The 16,100-nt window shown below is 39.1% G+C and carries 19 protein-coding genes and 1 tRNA gene; 19 read left to right on the top strand and 1 reads right to left on the bottom strand.

Annotated features, from left to right (window positions below; translation table 11 throughout):
* Nucleotides 1–10 precede the first annotated feature (10 nt).
* The 8 genes from RST01_RS08315 (at nt 11) to uvrC (ending at nt 8,033) form a co-directional block, all read left to right on the top strand.
* Nucleotides 11–424 (top strand): DUF350 domain-containing protein, encoded by a 414-nt coding sequence (locus RST01_RS08315; RefSeq protein ID WP_066788703.1) that lies wholly within the window; start codon nt 11–13, stop codon nt 422–424.
* A 271-nt stretch (nt 425–695) separates the two neighbouring features.
* On the top strand, nt 696–2,378 hold the full coding sequence (locus RST01_RS08310; RefSeq protein WP_147195911.1) for an AMP-binding protein: 1,683 nt from the start codon (nt 696–698) through the stop codon (nt 2,376–2,378).
* Between the two features lie 91 nt (nt 2,379–2,469).
* Nucleotides 2,470–3,054: a fatty acid metabolism transcriptional regulator FadR gene (fadR, locus tag RST01_RS08305; RefSeq protein ID WP_066788700.1), complete on the top strand. Its 585-nt coding sequence runs from the start codon at nt 2,470–2,472 to the stop codon at nt 3,052–3,054.
* A 60-nt stretch (nt 3,055–3,114) separates the two neighbouring features.
* Nucleotides 3,115–3,888, top strand: coding sequence for an enoyl-CoA hydratase (locus RST01_RS08300; RefSeq protein ID WP_147195909.1), 774 nt, complete (start codon nt 3,115–3,117; stop codon nt 3,886–3,888).
* A gap of 21 nt (nt 3,889–3,909) precedes the next feature.
* Nucleotides 3,910–4,683, top strand: coding sequence for an electron transfer flavoprotein subunit beta/FixA family protein (locus RST01_RS08295; RefSeq protein ID WP_147195907.1), 774 nt, complete (start codon nt 3,910–3,912; stop codon nt 4,681–4,683).
* Between the two features lie 30 nt (nt 4,684–4,713).
* Complete coding sequence (locus tag RST01_RS08290) at nt 4,714–5,691, top strand: electron transfer flavoprotein subunit alpha/FixB family protein (RefSeq protein WP_147195905.1); 978 nt, start codon at nt 4,714–4,716, stop codon at nt 5,689–5,691.
* A gap of 160 nt (nt 5,692–5,851) precedes the next feature.
* Nucleotides 5,852–6,166, top strand: a complete 315-nt coding sequence (gene trxA / locus RST01_RS08285; RefSeq protein WP_066788693.1) for a thioredoxin — start codon at nt 5,852–5,854, stop codon at nt 6,164–6,166.
* 67 nt (nt 6,167–6,233) lie between these two features.
* Nucleotides 6,234–8,033 carry an excinuclease ABC subunit UvrC gene (gene uvrC / locus RST01_RS08280; RefSeq protein WP_147195903.1) on the top strand — a complete coding sequence of 600 codons (1,800 nt, stop codon included), beginning with the start codon at nt 6,234–6,236 and terminating at the stop codon, nt 8,031–8,033.
* Between the two features lie 54 nt (nt 8,034–8,087).
* Here the strand turns inward: uvrC and RST01_RS08275 are convergent, their stop codons facing one another.
* Entirely contained in the window at nt 8,088–8,510 is a 423-nt protein-coding gene (locus RST01_RS08275; RefSeq protein ID WP_066788683.1) for a DUF2507 domain-containing protein, read from the bottom strand.
* Nucleotides 8,511–8,784: 274 nt separating this feature from the next.
* Here RST01_RS08275 and RST01_RS08270 point away from each other — a divergent pair, with 274 nt between their 5' ends.
* From RST01_RS08270 to RST01_RS15985, 11 genes are all read left to right on the top strand, one after another.
* Nucleotides 8,785–9,393, top strand: coding sequence for a succinate dehydrogenase cytochrome b558 subunit (locus tag RST01_RS08270; RefSeq protein ID WP_066788680.1), 609 nt, complete (start codon nt 8,785–8,787; stop codon nt 9,391–9,393).
* 61 nt (nt 9,394–9,454) lie between these two features.
* The gene (gene sdhA, locus RST01_RS08265; protein WP_066788678.1) at nt 9,455–11,206 is read left to right on the top strand and encodes a succinate dehydrogenase flavoprotein subunit; all 1,752 of its coding nucleotides are present in this window, start codon (nt 9,455–9,457) and stop codon (nt 11,204–11,206) included.
* Nucleotides 11,207–11,208: 2 nt separating this feature from the next.
* Nucleotides 11,209–11,982, top strand: coding sequence for a succinate dehydrogenase iron-sulfur subunit (gene sdhB / locus RST01_RS08260; protein WP_066788675.1), 774 nt, complete (start codon nt 11,209–11,211; stop codon nt 11,980–11,982).
* Between the two features lie 188 nt (nt 11,983–12,170).
* Nucleotides 12,171–12,611 carry an acyl-CoA thioesterase gene (locus tag RST01_RS08255; RefSeq protein WP_147195901.1) on the top strand — a complete coding sequence of 147 codons (441 nt, stop codon included), beginning with the start codon at nt 12,171–12,173 and terminating at the stop codon, nt 12,609–12,611.
* Between the two features lie 84 nt (nt 12,612–12,695).
* A complete protein-coding gene (locus tag RST01_RS08250) occupies nt 12,696–12,914 on the top strand; it encodes a helix-turn-helix domain-containing protein (RefSeq protein WP_147195899.1) in 219 nt (72 codons plus the stop codon).
* Between the two features lie 75 nt (nt 12,915–12,989).
* On the top strand, nt 12,990–13,457 hold the full coding sequence (locus RST01_RS08245; RefSeq protein WP_066788665.1) for a MarR family winged helix-turn-helix transcriptional regulator: 468 nt from the start codon (nt 12,990–12,992) through the stop codon (nt 13,455–13,457).
* Between the two features lies 1 nt (nt 13,458).
* Nucleotides 13,459–14,253, top strand: a complete 795-nt coding sequence (racE, locus tag RST01_RS08240) for a glutamate racemase (protein ID WP_066788663.1) — start codon at nt 13,459–13,461, stop codon at nt 14,251–14,253.
* Between the two features lie 81 nt (nt 14,254–14,334).
* A complete protein-coding gene (locus RST01_RS08235) occupies nt 14,335–14,928 on the top strand; it encodes an XTP/dITP diphosphatase (RefSeq protein WP_147195897.1) in 594 nt (197 codons plus the stop codon).
* 15 nt (nt 14,929–14,943) lie between these two features.
* Nucleotides 14,944–15,444 carry a metallophosphoesterase gene (locus RST01_RS08230; RefSeq protein WP_147195896.1) on the top strand — a complete coding sequence of 167 codons (501 nt, stop codon included), beginning with the start codon at nt 14,944–14,946 and terminating at the stop codon, nt 15,442–15,444.
* A gap of 77 nt (nt 15,445–15,521) precedes the next feature.
* Nucleotides 15,522–15,595: transfer RNA gene (locus RST01_RS08225), tRNA-Arg, on the top strand.
* Between the two features lie 124 nt (nt 15,596–15,719).
* Nucleotides 15,720–15,878 (top strand): hypothetical protein, encoded by a 159-nt coding sequence (locus RST01_RS15985; protein WP_184117451.1) that lies wholly within the window; start codon nt 15,720–15,722, stop codon nt 15,876–15,878.
* Nucleotides 15,879–16,100: the final 222 nt, after the last annotated feature.

The following is a 16,100-nucleotide window of genomic DNA, read 5'->3' as shown; positions in this document are numbered from 1 at the left end:
AGGGGAATTCATGCTACTGAATAGTTTTTGGCACCACCCAATGGTCCAAACTGCGGGTTACTTTAGTCTTGTTGTACTGTGCCTTGTCATCGCAATGGCCATTTTTGAACTTGTGACAAAATATAAGAATTGGCAAGAAATCAAAAACGGCAATATGGCGGTGGCATTAGCTACAGGAGGGAAAATATTGGGAGTTTGCAATATTTTCCGCTATTCCATCGAGCGGCACACATCGCTCCTTGCCATGATTGGCTGGGGAATGTTTGGTTTTGTTTTATTGATTTTCGCATATATTCTTTATGAATTTCTTACGCCTACGTTTAAAATCGACCATGAGATCGAACAGGACAATCGCTCAGTTGGCTTTATATCCTTTACCATCTCAGTAGGTTTATCATTCGTTATAGGCGCAAGCATTTCATAGTAGTTTAGGAGTCTGGAATGGAAAAATTAGCAAAAGTCTTAATGGTAGTCTGCCTATTATTTATTCTTACAGGGATTATTTATCTTTTCTTGCATTAAACGAAGTAGAACCAAGCATACAGAGCTTGGTTCTTTTTTATAAACTATGTTCGATTTATATAATAATCTTCTATTCTCTAAAGAAAAAATGAATAATAATTGAAAGCGCTCTCGCATTAAATTATAATTAAAGTTAGAAATATTCTAATTAATAAGAATAGGGGGCATTTCGTGTGACGGAAAAGATTTGGCTAAAGAATTATCCTCCTGACATACCTGCAAGATTAGCGTATGAAGAAATTCCTTTACAAGAATATTTAACAAGAGCAGCTGAGAAATCGCCAACGAAGATTGCCATACATTTCTTAGGAAAAGAATTAACGTATCAAGAACTGTACGAATCATCCTTAAAATTTGCGAATTATTTACGAAAGATTGGCATTGAAAAAGGGGATAGGGTAGCAGTAATGCTCCCAAATTGCCCGCAAAACGTCATTTCTTATTTTGGTATTTTGTATGCAGGGGGTATTGTGGTACAGACGAATCCGCTCTATACAGAAAGAGAAATAGAATATCAATTAAAAGATTCAGGTGCCAAGGCTATTGTTTCACTGGATATCCTTTATCCACGCATTATGAAAGTGTGGAAAGAAACGGATTTAGAAAATATGATTATTACCGCTGTAAAAGACTATTTGCCGTTTCCTAAAAACATGATCTATCCATTTATTCAAAAAAGGGATACTGGCTTTACCGTGTCAGTACAGCATAGCGGCTCCAACCATCTTTTCGCTGAAATCATAAAAATCGGTGAATTGAATCCCGTTAAGTTGGATTTTGACTTTACAGAAGATGTAGCATTATTGCAATATACTGGGGGGACTACAGGATTTCCGAAAGGCGTGATGTTAACGCATCAGAATCTTGCATCAAATGTCCAAATGTGTAGGGCATGGATGACGAAAACTGTTCCGGGAGAAGAAATCATTATGGGTGTTTTGCCATTCTTCCATGTTTACGGTATGACAACTGTCTTGCTTTTAACAGTCATGAATGGCGATCGAATGGTCTTAATGCCAAAGTTTAATGCGAAAGATACATTGAAAACAATACAAAAACAAAAACCAACGCTCTTCCCAGGTGCGCCTACTCTCTATATTGGTTTGCTCAATCATCCTGAGCTAACCAAATTTGATTTATCATCCATTAAAGCTTGTATTAGCGGCTCTGCACCGCTGCCTGTAGAAGTTCAAGAAAAGTTTGAACATATAACAGGCGGCAAATTAGTGGAAGGCTATGGTTTAACCGAATCCTCACCAGTTACTCATGCTAATTTTATTTGGGGTGGCAAACGTGTAAAAGGATCGATCGGTGTACCTTGGCCAGATACAGATGCCATGATCTTTAAAATGGGAACGACAGAAGCTGCAGAAATAAGAGAAGTGGGTGAAATTGCAGTTAAAGGTCCTCAAGTAATGAAGGGCTATTGGAATCGGCCGGAAGATACTGATATGACGCTCATTGATGGATGGCTTCTTACGGGAGATATAGGCTATATGGATGAAGAAGGCTATTTCTATGTAGTAGACCGCAAGAAAGACATCATTATTGCTGGCGGCTTTAATATCTATCCTCGGGAAGTTGAGGAAGTACTATATGAGCATGAAGCTGTGCAAGAATGTGTGGTTCTTGGAGTACCGGATCCTTATCGTGGAGAGACGGTAAAGGCTTTTATTGTATTAAAGGATGGCTACAAAGCAACAGAAGAAGAGCTTAATAAGTATTGTCGAGCGAAGTTAGCTTCATTTAAGGTTCCAAGAATATATGAATTCCGTTCAGAATTGCCTAAAACAGCTGTAGGGAAAATTTTAAGAAGAACACTTTTGGATGAAGAAAAAACACAAGTTACGCAATGACTCTTTCTTGACAATCCACGCGATTGAATATAATATGAAAATATGAATGAATAGTCATTCATATTTTCATAATTACGCGGTGGTGATTGATTTGAAGAAAGACAAACCAAAATACAGACAAATTATTGATGCTGCTGTCATAGTGATTGCGGAAAACGGTTATCACCAAGCGCAAGTTTCCAAGATTGCTAAGCAGGCAGGCGTTGCAGATGGAACAATTTATTTATACTTTAAGAACAAAGAAGATATCCTCATTTCTGTTTTCAGTGAAAAGATGTCTGTCTTTGTGGAAAATTTAAAAGTAATTATTCAAGAAAGCATAACAGCCCAGGAAATGTTGGCAAGGATGATAGAAGGGCATTTTAAGGTTTTATCGGAAGATCATCATTTAGCAGTAGTTACGCAATTAGAGCTACGCCAATCGAACAAAGACTTACGCCTCAAAATTAACCACATATTAAAAGAGTATCTAGACTTGCTGGATGATATATTGCAAAGGGGTATCCAAGCAGGTGAATTTATAGAAGATATGGATTTGCGGTTAGTTAGGCAAGTAATTTTCGGTACAGTTGATGAGGTGTCCACAACATGGGTCATGAAAGATCAAAAATATGACCTTGTTGAAATGGCGCCACGGGTGCATGAAATACTGTTAAAGGGCATTCAGACGCAATAAACAGAGGCAAAATACACTATTTTGCCACATACATAGGGAAAACAAAGGAGGATTTGGAGAATGCAATATCTAAGTTATAAGGTGGAAGAAGGCGTTGCGGTTACCGCAATTAATCGACCGCCAGCAAACGCGCTCTCCCGGGGGTTAATTGAAGAGGTAGACGAGCTTCTCAATGCAGTTGAAAATGATGCAAGTGTACGTGTCATCTTGCTGCATGGAGAAGGTAGATTCTTTTCGGCTGGAGCTGATATTAAGGAATTTACAGAAGTATCTTCCGGCGAAGAATTTCAAACGATGTCAGCGAGAGGGCAAGAAGTCTTTGAAAGACTTGAAAATTTCTCGAAGCCTGTGATTGCAGCAATACATGGTGCAGCACTAGGCGGTGGTTTAGAGCTTGCGATGAGCTGTCATTTCCGCTATGTGAGCGATACGGCTAAGCTAGGATTGCCAGAGCTACAACTTGGGTTAATTCCTGGTTTTGGTGGTACGCAACGCTTGCCTAGATATGTAGGGGCAGCAAAAGCAGCTGAAATGATGTTCACTAGCAATCCAATTACTGGAGAAGAAGCAGTGAAATGGGGCTTAGCGAATCTGGCATTTTCAGAAGAGCAATTACTAGAAGAGTCGCTTAAAACTGCAAAGAAAATAGCGAAGAAGAGCCCAATTGCTTTAAAAGTGGCCATTGAAATGTTGCAATTTTCTAAAACCACTCAATTTTATGAAGGCGTCCAAAAAGAGGCGGAAGGGTTTGCGCATATCTTCACCACACAAGACGCTAAAGAGGGAATCGCTGCATTCATTGAAAAAAGGGAACCTGTTTTTAAGGGACAATAAAAGTATTAGGGGGTAAGTACTATGAATATTTATGTATTAGTAAAAAGAACTTTTGACACAGAGGAAAAGATTGTTTTAAATGGTGGAGCAATTCAAGAAGATGGGGCAGAATTCATCATCAATCCGTATGATGAATATGCAATTGAAGAAGCAATCCAAGTACGCGATGCACAAGGCGGAGAAGTTACAGTCGTAACAATTGGTGGAGAAGATGCTGAAAAACAACTTCGTACCGCTCTTGCAATGGGAGCAGATAAAGCTGTGTTAATTAATACAGAGGATGACGTAGAAGATTTAGATCAATATTCTGTCGCACATATTTTATCTGAATACTTAAAAGACAAAGACGCTGACCTTATTTTAGGTGGTAATGTAGCAATTGATGGTGGATCAGGACAAGTAGGGCCACGTCTAGCTGAACTCCTTGGCATTAACTATGTAACTACTATTACAAACCTTGAGATTGATAGCGACACAGTCAAAATAGTACGTGATGTTGAAGGAGATTCAGAAGTCATCGAAACATCATTGCCATTATTAGTTACAGCGCAACAAGGTTTGAACGAACCACGCTATCCTTCTTTGCCTGGAATTATGAAGGCAAAGAAAAAACCTCTAGAAGAATTAGAATTAGATGATTTAGATATTGATGAAGATGATGTAGAAGCAAAAACAGAAACAGTCGAAATCTTCTTACCTGCTGAAAAAGAAGCGGGTCGTGTCTTGCAAGGTGAATTAAAAGACCAAGTAAAAGAACTAGTTCAACTACTTCATACAGAAGCAAAAGTAATCTAAGCTACGATTTATTGCGGAGGAGGAAAACATATGTCAAAAAAAGTATTAGTATTAGGCGAAGTACGTGAAGGATCTTTAAGAAATGTTTCATTTGAAGCGATTGCAGCAGGGAAAACAATTGCGGATGGTGGAGAAGTTGTAGGCGTTTTAATCGGCGACTCAGTAGAAAACGTGAGTTCTGAAATGATTCAGTATGGCGCTGATCGTGTTATTACTGTGGAACACCCTCATCTAAAACAATATACTTCAGATGGTTTCAGCCAAGCATTTATGGCTTGTGTAGATGCTGAACAACCGGAAGCGATTGTTTTTGGTCATACGGCACTAGGTAAGGATTTATCGCCAAAAATTGCAAGTAAATTACAAAGCGGCTTAATCTCTGATGTAACTAAAATCGAAGGAGAAGGCGAAGACGCTGTATTTATCCGCCCGATCTACTCTGGTAAAGCATTTGAGAAAGTAAAAGTTAAAGAAGGCGTCCTATTTATAACAATTCGTCCAAACAATATTGCTCCATTAGAAAAAGATGAATCTCGCACTGGGGAAGTTTCAAGCCAAGCAGTAGATATCACAAATTTGCGTACAGTAATCAAAGAAGTGGTACGCAAAGCATCTGAGGGCGTAGACTTATCGGAAGCGAAAGTCATTATTGCAGGCGGACGCGGTGTAAAGAGTGAAGAAGGCTTTAAGCCATTGCAGGATCTTGCTACACTATTAGGCGGAGCAGTTGGTGCTTCACGTGGTGCTTGTGATGCTGATTACTGTGATTATTCATTGCAAATAGGCCAAACAGGTAAGGTTGTAACACCGGATTTATATATTGCATGCGGTATCTCAGGTGCAATTCAACATCTTGCAGGGATGTCAAACTCTAAAATTATCGTAGCAATCAATAAAGATCCAGAAGCAAATATCTTCAAAGTAGCAGATTACGGTATTATAGGCGACTTGTTCGAAGTGGTGCCAATGCTAATTGAAGAATTTAAAACGATTTTAGTGAATGCATAATAAGTTGAAAGCTCTGCCACGAAGCAGAGCTTTTCTTTTAAAATGGAAGTGTAACAGAAATTAAATAAAGACCAAGTGAAATAAATGAGCAGAATTTTCGCTTTGTCTAGTTTCTTTATGCTACACTACCGATACATACCATTTAAGGAGGAAATGTAACATGGCAATTGTACATTCAACAGACGCAACATTCTCAAATGATATTTCAAAAGGTTTAGTTTTAGTAGACTTCTGGGCAACATGGTGCGGACCTTGTAAAATGATCGCTCCTGTTTTAGAAGAATTGGACCAAGAATTAAATGACAAAGCAACAATTGTAAAAGTGGATGTTGACCAAAACCAAGAAACTGCTAGCCAATTTGGTATTATGTCAATCCCAACACTTGTTTTATTTAAAGACGGTCAACCGGTTGATAAAACTGTTGGGTTCCAACCAAAAGAAGCATTAGCAGAATTAATCAACAAACACGCTTAATTCTTCTGTTCTATAAACAAACCCGGGTCCTACTCTTAGGCACCCGGTTTTTTTTAGAGGTGATACAATGAATGATTTAATTAAACAAAAACTAGCTATTTTACCTGACCAGCCAGGCTGTTATTTAATGAAGGACAGGCAAGGGACCATAATCTATGTAGGTAAGGCGAAAGTATTGAAAAATCGAGTTCGTTCGTACTTTACAGGTTCTCATAATGGTAAAACGCAACGACTTGTAAGTGAGATTGATGACTTTGAGTATATTGTTACTTCCTCCAATAAAGAAGCTTTTATTTTAGAGTTAAATCTAATTAAATTGCACGATCCTAAATATAACATTATGTTAAAGGACGATAAAACCTATCCATATATTAAAATAACCAATGAAAAAAATCCGCGCTTGCTAATCGTAAGAAAGGTCAAAAAGGACAAGGGTAAGTATTTTGGCCCCTATCCTAATGCTTATGCAGCTACTGAGACAAAGAAGCTGCTGGATCGTCTTTATCCCTATCGAAAGTGCCAAAATATGCCTAACCGTGTTTGTCTGTACTATCACTTAGGACAATGCCTAGCACCTTGTGTAAAGGATATCGAAAAAGAGACATATCGGCAGATGACTGCTGAAATCACTAATTTTTTGAACGGTGGGCATAATGCAGTAAAAAAAGACCTAAAGCAAAAAATGATTGCTGCTTCTGAGAAATTGGATTTTGAGCGTGCGAAAGAATATCGAGATCAAATCGCCCATATTGAAGCGGTAATGGAAAAACAAAAAATCACAACTAATGATTTTACAAACCGTGATGTTTTTGGCTTTGCTGTTGATAAAGGCTGGATCTGTGTTCAAGTCTTCTTTGTAAGACAGGGCAAGCTGATAGAAAGAGATGTTTCTCTTTTTCCGACATATGGGGAGCCTGAGGAAGAATTCTTAACATTTGTAGGTCAATTCTATGAAAAGAATGAGCATATTCAACCGAAAGAAGTCTTACTACCAAAGGGTGTGGATGGTGATATACTTCAAGAAGTGCTAGAGGCAAAAGTACTGATTCCTCAAAAAGGAAAGAAAAAAGAGTTGGTTGATTTGGCATCTAAGAATGCGCAAATTGCTATCAGTGAAAAATTCCAGCTGATTGAAAGGCAGGAACAACGGACAATTGGTGCATGTGAGGAACTTGGCAATGCAATGAATATCACAACCCCATTACGCATTGAAGCATTTGATAACTCTCATATTTTTGGAGCCGATACTGTATCCGCCATGGTTGTGTTTATTGATGGTAAGCCGAATAAAAAAGAATACCGCAAATTCAAGATTCAAAGTGCAAACGCCCATGATGATTATGGTGCAATGAAAGAAGTAATCCGTAGACGATACTCACGTGTTTTGAAAGAGGGTTTGCCGCTGCCGGATTTGCTTGTTACAGACGGAGGCAAAGGGCAAATGGAGATAGCCAGAAGCATATTAGAGGATGAGCTAGGTTTAGATATTCCAATTGCAGGTCTTGCAAAGGATGATAAACACCAAACTTCCCAATTGCTTTACGGCAATCCGCCTGAAATCATTCCGCTAAAGCGTACAAGCGAGGCTTTCTATCTATTGCAGCGTATCCAAGATGAAGTACACCGATTCGCTATTACCTTCCATCGGTCATTGCATGAGAAAAATGCCATTACTTCTATCTTAGATGAAATTCCTGGTGTCGGGCCCAAAAGGAAACAACAATTATTGAAACACTTTGGCTCGATTAAAAAGATTAAAGAAGCTGATATTGAAGCTTTTCGGGAAGCAAAGGTACCTGAGAAACTAGCACAGGTGATCGTAGACTTTTTTGCTGAGAAAGAGAAATCCTTAAATAACAAAAAGTAGATAAGCGAGCTTATCTACTTTTTAATAGTACTTATAAATGTTAGAGGACTGTAATCATCCCTCAATAGGATCCTTCAAATCCCATTTAATATGAAATTTAACATGGCTTTGTTTGGGTTTTATTTCTTCCGCACATTCTGTAAGAAAGCCACATGCTTGTTGTTGGCTTTGGGCTAAGAATCCCGCTTCAAGGCGGAAACAACGTTGGTTGAACTTTAAGTGTTCATCTGTTCCTGCCAATGTACAAAATGCTTCATCTTTTGACAGCTTGTCGATTGTCAAGTCACCCCAGCCTGCTTCTTTAAAAAAGACCGGGACTTGGTCTAAATCGGTCGCTGGGAACTTACGGGCCAACTCTTTTCCGCACCAGTAAAGGATATCTTCTTCATTTTTTCCCAAAATAGAGGAAAGTACATGGTCACGGATGAGTTCATAGCCAAACTGAGTGACTTCTTCTTTATTTGTTTCGGTAGGCATGGCAATTCCTTCTTTCTTATATTTTTTAACGGTTTTTTGATTAAAAAGAAGCCTTGGTTATAGAAGAGAAATTATGTATCTTTTCTAGAATAATATGTCTTATCGCAACATTTGAAAATAGCTTTGTTACCTTGACGCTTATGAGGGATGAGAGTACAATAAACTTGTCATAATATTGTACCATTATGAAACAAGCAGTCAATAGAATGTCCGTTACAATCTAGTGGCGAAAAATTGACAGTCTTCGTTTCCAGTACTGAGGGGGGTAACAGTCTTGTCGAAAGATCGAGAGTTTTATTGGCGTCGTCTGCATTCTCTTCTTGGAATCATTCCAGTAGGGATTTTTGTGACGCAACACTTGTTAGTAAACTTCCAAGCTACAAACGGTGAAGAATCATTCAACAAAGCTAGTGATTTCATGGGGAATCTTCCATTCTTATGGTTCCTAGAGTGGTTCATAATTTACATTCCATTAATGTTCCATGCATTTTATGGTGTGTACATTGCGTTCACTGCTAAACCAAATAACCAACGTTTTGGCACATTCCGTAACTGGATGTTCATGTTACAACGTATTACAGGGGTTATCCTAGTAATCTTTATTGCATGGCATATCTTCCAAACACGTATTCAAAAGGCGCTTGGCACAGAAGTAGACTATGATATGATGGTAAAAGTACTATCTAACCCATTCATGGTAGCATTCTATGCATTAGGTATTATTTCAGCTACATTCCACTTAGCGAATGGTATTTGGTCATTCTTAGTAAGCTGGGGAATTACACAATCTCCAAGATCTCAACGAATTGCAACTTATATCACAATGATTTTCTTTGTAGTGTTATCTGTAATCGGCATTTCAGCTCTATTTGCATTTGCATAAGATGATAGACTGATAGACGTGAAAGCGCTTGATTACTATTTGAACGAGGAGTGAGAAAAACATGGCTAAAAGCAAATTGATCGTCGTTGGTGGCGGTTTGGCCGGCTTAATGGCTACTATGAAAGCTGCCGAAATGGGCACTGAAGTTGAATTATTCTCGTTAGTTCCGGTAAAACGCTCACACTCTGTTTGTGCGCAAGGCGGAATTAATGGTGCCGTTAATACAAAAGGTGAAGGTGACTCACCTTGGATTCACTTTGATGATACAGTGTATGGTGGGGACTTCTTAGCAAACCAACCACCTGTAAAAGCAATGTGTGACGCTGCACCTGGCATTATCCACTTATTTGACCGTATGGGCGTTATGTTTAACCGTACCCCAGAAGGTTTACTAGATTTCCGACGTTTCGGCGGTACACAACATCACCGTACAGCATTTGCTGGTGCGACTACTGGTCAACAACTTCTTTACGCACTTGATGAACAAGTTCGTCGTTGGGAAGTAGAAGGACTAGTGACTAAGTATGAAGGCTGGGAATTCCTTGGCTTAGTTCTTGATGATGAAGGCGTTTGTAAAGGTATTAAAGCACAAGACCTTACTACACACGAAATCAGAGCATTCCGTTCTGACGCTGTAATCATGGCTAGTGGTGGTCCTGGTATCATCTTCGGTAAATCAACAAACTCAATGATCAACACAGGTTCTGCTGCATCTATCGTTTACCAACAAGGCGCAAAATACGCTAACGGTGAAATGATTCAAATTCACCCAACAGCAATCCCAGGCGATGACAAATTACGTCTAATGTCTGAATCTGCTCGTGGTGAAGGCGGTCGTATCTGGACTTATAAAGACGGTAAACCTTGGTACTTCTTAGAAGAAAAATATCCTGCATACGGAAACTTAGTACCACGTGATATTGCAACACGTGAAATCTTTGACGTATGTATTAATCAAAAATTAGGTGTTAACGGAGAAAATGTTGTATACCTTGACCTTTCTCACAAAGACCCTCATGAATTAGATGTTAAACTTGGCGGCATCATCGAAATTTATCAAAAATTCGTTGGTGATGACCCACATAAAGTACCGATGAAAATTTTCCCTGCTGTTCACTATTCAATGGGCGGATTATGGGTAGATTACGATCAACATACAACTATTCCTGGCGTATTTGCAGCTGGTGAATGTGATTACTCTCAACACGGTGCAAACCGTCTTGGCGCGAACTCACTATTATCTGCTATTTATGGCGGTAGCGTAGCTGGTCCAAATGCAGTTGAGTACATCCGTGGACTTGACAAACATGTTGAAGACCTACCATCTTCTCTATTTGATAGCGCAGTAAAAGAAGAACAAGAGAAATGGGATGAAGTACTTCGTCTAGATGGTACTGAAAATGCTTACTTACTTCACAAAGAACTTGGAGAAGTAATGACAGAAAACGTAACAGTTGTTCGTTACAACGACAAGCTTGAAAAAACTCTTGTGAAATTGCAAGAACTAAAAGAACGTTATAACAACATTAATATTAACGATACATCTAAATGGTCAAACCAAGGTGTTCAATTCACTCGCCAATTGAAAAACATGCTTGCACTTGCAAATGTTATTACAAAAGGTGCTTTGCTTCGTGACGAATCACGTGGGGCTCACTATAAACCTGATTTCCCTACTCGTGATGATGCAAACTTCCTTAAAACAACAATTGCTGAATTCACGCCTTCATTTGATCCAAAAATTAGCTACGAAGAAGTTGATGTTTCACTAATCAAACCTCGCGAACGTAACTATGCGAAAGGAAGTCACTAATAATGGGTAACGAAGCGCAAAAATTTGTTGAAGTTGAAGTTCAACGACAAGACAATGCGGACTCTAACCCTTACTGGGAAAAATTCCGTGTTCCTTATCGTCCAAACATGAATGTAATCTCTGTATTGATGGCAATTCGGGAAAATCCTGTAACGACTGACGGCAAACAAACAACACCTGTTTCTTGGGACATGAACTGTCTTGAAGAAGTATGTGGCGCTTGTTCAATGGTAATTAATGGACGTCCACGTCAATCATGTTCATCATTGGTTGATCAATTGACACAACCAATTAAATTACAACCAATGAGTACTTTCCCTATCATCCGCGACTTGCAAATTGACCGTAGCCGCATGTTTGATTCATTGAAAAAAGTCAAAGCATGGGTTCCAATTGATGGTTCTTATGATTTAGGCGAAGGTCCTCGTATGCCAGAACGTAAACGTGAATGGGCATATGAATTGTCTAAATGTATGACTTGCGGTGTCTGCTTAGAGTCTTGTCCGAATGTAAATAGCCATTCAGACTTTATCGGCCCTGCACCACTATCTCAAGTTCGTTTATTCAACTCACACCCAACTGGTGCGATGAATAAAGACGAACGCCTAAACGCAATCATGGGCGATGGTGGACTTGCTAGCTGTGGTAATGCTCAAAACTGTGTAGTTGCATGTCCAAAAGGTATTCCTTTGACTACATCAATTGCAGCACTTAACCGTGACACTACAGTTCAAATGTTCAGAAACTTCTTTGGTTCTGACCACATGGTGGACTAGTTTTTAAGAATGATAGAAGCTCCGTACAATATTCATTGTGCGGAGTTTTTTATCTTTATTTTGAGATTCATAATGCTACGCTATTTACTAAAAAGTTTACAACTATGGATAGTAATAGATTTTGAGTTACATGTTCTGTATAATTAATGAATAGCTATTCATTTTTTCTTTACAGAGGGGGAATTGCCATGTTAAAAAGCTACATAAACAATATCGAAAATTGGAAAGAAGATTTTACTTTTTATGTACCGATTGAGGTACGTTTTTCAGAGACAGATTTATATGGCCATATGAATAACACTGTCCCGTTCGTTTATTTCGAGCAAGCGAGGATTGATTACCTAAAATCGTTAGGATTAATGCAAGAATGGTTAAATAATGGTGAAACGATACCTGTGGTAGCAGATTTGCAATGCGATTTTGTAAAGCAAGTTTATTTCGGAGAACAGTTGAAAGTCTATGCCAAAATTGCAGACATGGGCGCGTCTTCAATGGATATCCACTATTTAGCGGTAAATGAAAAAGACGAGATTTGTTTTGGGGGCCGCGGGGCAATGGTACAAATAAGTGCTAAAACAGGTAAATCTGTCCGTTGGCAGGAAGAACAATTGGCAAAGCTAACACGATAAAGTCAAATAGCCCCTGAAATGCCGTCACAGCTAACCATGTCCCTACATAAGTTACAATGTGAGGGGATTGGAGGGGCGCCCGGAATGAGTCGTTTTAATCATTCAATATTAACGAAAAGAGAACACGAAATTTTTCTTCTATTAATGAAGGACTATGCTACAAAGGAAATTGCCAAAGAGCTGGGCATCAGCGAGAAAACAGTACGAAACCATATTTCCAATACAATCCAAAAATTGGGTGTATCTAGTCGTGCTCAAGCAATGCTTGAACTCATAAGATTAGGAGAGTTTTCGCTAGACTAAAAAGGATACTTGCCATTTTCCTAAAAAAACTTCACAATAGGAATAAGTAATCCTTTTGAGGAGTGGATAAACTACATGTCGAACCAAGAGCCACAACAATTTCAAACAAACGAACAGATTGCATTATTAGAAAAGAATCTGCGCCACATTGCTGCTCTAATTAAGCAAAGAGGCAGAGAAATATTAAGTAATTATACAATTACCCCACCACAGTTTATCGCTCTACAATGGCTTCATGAGTTAGGTGACATGACAATCGGAGATCTTTCGAATAAAATGTATTTAGCGTTCAGTACAACGACCGATTTAGTAGATCGTATGGAAAAAAATGCGCTTGTGCAGCGTATTCGAGATACTCAAGATCGTCGTGTCGTTTGTATCCATTTGCTTGAAGAAGGAGAGCGCATTATTGAAGAAGTAATTGAACAACGCCAAAATTATTTGGCAGACCTAGTAAAAGACTTTTCTAGTGACCAGGTTCAATCTCTATCAATATTGTTAAGTAAATTATACGAAGAAATGAACCAGGATAGAGGCGGTTAAAGTGAATGCTCCCATCGGAGTTATTGATTCAGGAGTAGGTGGGCTAACCGTTGTCAAAGAAATGCTGCGCTATTTGCCAAATGAGTCGATTATTTATTTAGGCGACACTGCGCGCTGTCCTTATGGAACAAGATCTAAAGAGCAAGTCATCGAATTTACAAACCAAATTGTCGAGAAGCTTTCGAAAATGGATATCAAAATGCTTGTCATTGCTTGTAATACGATTACAGCTGTTGCTTTAGAAGGCTTACAAAAGCGTTGTCCCTTCCCTGTCATTGGTGTCATCAATGCAGGAGCTAAGGCGGCGATTAAAGCGACAAAGACACGCAGTATCGCGGTTATTGCTACACCTGGCACAGTAAAAAGTGGAGCATACGAAAATGCAATATATTCGTTGAATTCTTCTAGCTCTATCACAGCGCTTGCTTGTCCAAGGCTTGTGCCGCTTGTGGAAAGCGGCCAATATCAGGGTGAGTTTGCACGGAATCTAGTAGAAGAAACACTAGCTCCATTGAAAAATAGTAGGTTTGATACAATGATTTTAGGCTGTACACATTATCCAATTATTCAAGAATTGATTGAAGATGTAGTTGGAGAAGAAGTGCATGTGGTATCTTCTGCAGAAGAAACTGCAAAGCATGTGAAAGAAACACTTGAGTTTCTGCATATTGAAAGAATGGATGAACACCCACCTAAGCATCTTTTCTATACAACAGGTTCGGTACCTATTTTTCAGTCCATCGCAAGCAGTTGGTTACCCTTAAAAGATTTGCAAGTCAAACGAATACAACTATAGTGCGAAGCCCGAGACATCATGTTTCGGGCTTTTCAATTGGAAACATGCTAAAATAACCTAGAGAAGAAAGGGGCGTACATAATGAAACAAATTATTATTGCAACAAAAAACAAAGGAAAAGCAAAAGACTTTGAAGCTATTTTTGAGCCATTAGGATTTGAAGTACTAACATTATTCGATGTGGCACCTGATATGGAAATCGAAGAAACAGGAAGTACATTCGAAGAAAACGCCGTATTAAAAGCTGAGACAGTCGCTAATCGATTACATACCTATGTTATAGCAGATGATAGCGGCCTTGAAATAGACGCTCTACACGGTGAACCAGGCGTATATTCAGCGCGTTATGCAGGAGACCATGATGACGAAGCAAATATGGATAAGGCCCTTCGGAATTTAGAAGGCGTTTCTACAGAAGATCGCACAGCCCGTTTTACATGCTGCCTAGCTATCGCAGGTCCAGATGTGCCGACAGAAACAGTGAAAGGTACGTGTGAAGGCGTGATTTTGACTGAAAGACGAGGCGACCAAGGCTTTGGATATGACCCTATTTTTTATGTGCCAGAAAAAGAAAAGACAATGGCAGAAATGACGCCAGCAGAAAAAGGTAGTTTATCACATCGCGGCAATGCAATCCGCAAGCTTGCAAGTGATTTGCCTACTTGGCTCCAATAGGGGAGGGAAGCACCTATGAAAATATTGGTTATGAGCGATACACATGGCGATGCAGCTATAATACAAGAAGTGAAGAAACAAAACTTAGATGTTGATGCCATCTTTCATTGCGGTGACAGTGAGCTTCCGTTTGATGCGCCAGAGCTGGAAGATGTGTATAAAGTCAGAGGCAACTGTGATTATGATATGAACTTTCCTACTGAAGTCATCAAGGAAATAAACGGTGAGACCATTTTTATAACACATGGCCATTTGTTTGGCGTCAAATCGAATTTAAACGCCTTATCATTCCGAGCGAGAGAAGTTGGAGCAGATGTAGTGCTGTTCGGTCATTCCCATTTCCTAGGTGTAGAACTGGTTGATGAGATCCTTTATGTCAATCCAGGAAGCCTTTTACTGCCAAGAGGCCGTAAAGAAAAAAGCTATGCGATAATCGAAAAGACTGGCAATAGTTGGTCTGTTTCCTTTTATACAGAAGAAAAACAAATTATTGCAGAAAAAAATTTAGTAATTTAGCAAATTAGCGTTGACTTATTCTCTAAACCTGCTATAATAAATATTGTCCTCATGATAATACTTCATGAAGACAACTTGTCCCAGTAGCTCAGCTGGATAGAGCATACGCCTTCTAAGCGTACGGTCGGGAGTTCGAATCTCTCCTGGGACGTAATTTAAACGGTGATAAACCGCGTTATATCAACGCCTCTTGGCGATTAAGCAATCGGTCAAAGTGACGGTCAAATAACCGTAAACACTCGACTTCCGGTCTTAATCGACAGGAGGTTTTTTTGTTGTCTAAAAAGCGGACTGGCTTACGAGTAGCTACCGATTTAAACGGTATTTTCGCTGATGGACAGAAACAGCCGAATCATCGCGAAGATTTTACGATTGAAAAGCGCTTAAGTCGTCAACCAAATGCAAGTCGCCGGATTAAGACCACGCACTATTAGCGATTATGAAATGTATGTGAATGGCTTTAAAAAAAGACCGACATAGTTACATGAAGGATATAAATGCTGACTCTATATACGATTGACTTGTGTCACTGAATATAAAGCCACAGACAAAATTAATTCGCTTAAAGTGTTTGAGGGCGTTCCTAGAGCGTTGCTTTGATAATGGTTTGTTACAGATCTTAGACTTAAAATCCGTAAAAGACATTAACGGAGACA

This window comes from Rummeliibacillus stabekisii (genome assembly GCF_007988965.1).
Classification (GTDB): Bacteria; Bacillota; Bacilli; order Bacillales_A; family Planococcaceae; genus Rummeliibacillus; species Rummeliibacillus stabekisii.
The sequence above is the reverse complement of the archived record's forward strand: the minus strand, read 5'-3'. Positions and strand labels throughout refer to the sequence as shown.

Excerpts from the sequence above, each read along its gene's own strand:
- RST01_RS08290 (WP_147195905.1), top strand. The coding sequence starts at position 4,714 with ATGTCAAAAAAAGTATTAGTATTAGGCGAAGTACGTGAAGGATCTTTA.
- trxA (WP_066788693.1), top strand. The coding sequence starts at position 5,852 with ATGGCAATTGTACATTCAACAGACGCAACATTCTCAAATGATATTTCA.
- RST01_RS08255 (WP_147195901.1), top strand. The coding sequence starts at position 12,171 with ATGTTAAAAAGCTACATAAACAATATCGAAAATTGGAAAGAAGATTTT.
- RST01_RS08230 (WP_147195896.1), top strand. The coding sequence starts at position 14,944 with ATGAAAATATTGGTTATGAGCGATACACATGGCGATGCAGCTATAATA.
- RST01_RS08245 (WP_066788665.1), top strand. The coding sequence starts at position 12,990 with ATGTCGAACCAAGAGCCACAACAATTTCAAACAAACGAACAGATTGCA.
- uvrC (WP_147195903.1), top strand. The coding sequence starts at position 6,234 with ATGAATGATTTAATTAAACAAAAACTAGCTATTTTACCTGACCAGCCA.
- RST01_RS08250 (WP_147195899.1), top strand. The coding sequence starts at position 12,696 with ATGAGTCGTTTTAATCATTCAATATTAACGAAAAGAGAACACGAAATT.
- RST01_RS08235 (WP_147195897.1), top strand. The coding sequence starts at position 14,335 with ATGAAACAAATTATTATTGCAACAAAAAACAAAGGAAAAGCAAAAGAC.
- RST01_RS08275 (WP_066788683.1), bottom strand. The coding sequence starts at position 8,510 with ATGCCTACCGAAACAAATAAAGAAGAAGTCACTCAGTTTGGCTATGAA.
- RST01_RS08300 (WP_147195909.1), top strand. The coding sequence starts at position 3,115 with ATGCAATATCTAAGTTATAAGGTGGAAGAAGGCGTTGCGGTTACCGCA.
- sdhA (WP_066788678.1), top strand. The coding sequence starts at position 9,455 with ATGGCTAAAAGCAAATTGATCGTCGTTGGTGGCGGTTTGGCCGGCTTA.
- RST01_RS08315 (WP_066788703.1), top strand. The coding sequence starts at position 11 with ATGCTACTGAATAGTTTTTGGCACCACCCAATGGTCCAAACTGCGGGT.
- sdhB (WP_066788675.1), top strand. The coding sequence starts at position 11,209 with ATGGGTAACGAAGCGCAAAAATTTGTTGAAGTTGAAGTTCAACGACAA.
- RST01_RS08295 (WP_147195907.1), top strand. The coding sequence starts at position 3,910 with ATGAATATTTATGTATTAGTAAAAAGAACTTTTGACACAGAGGAAAAG.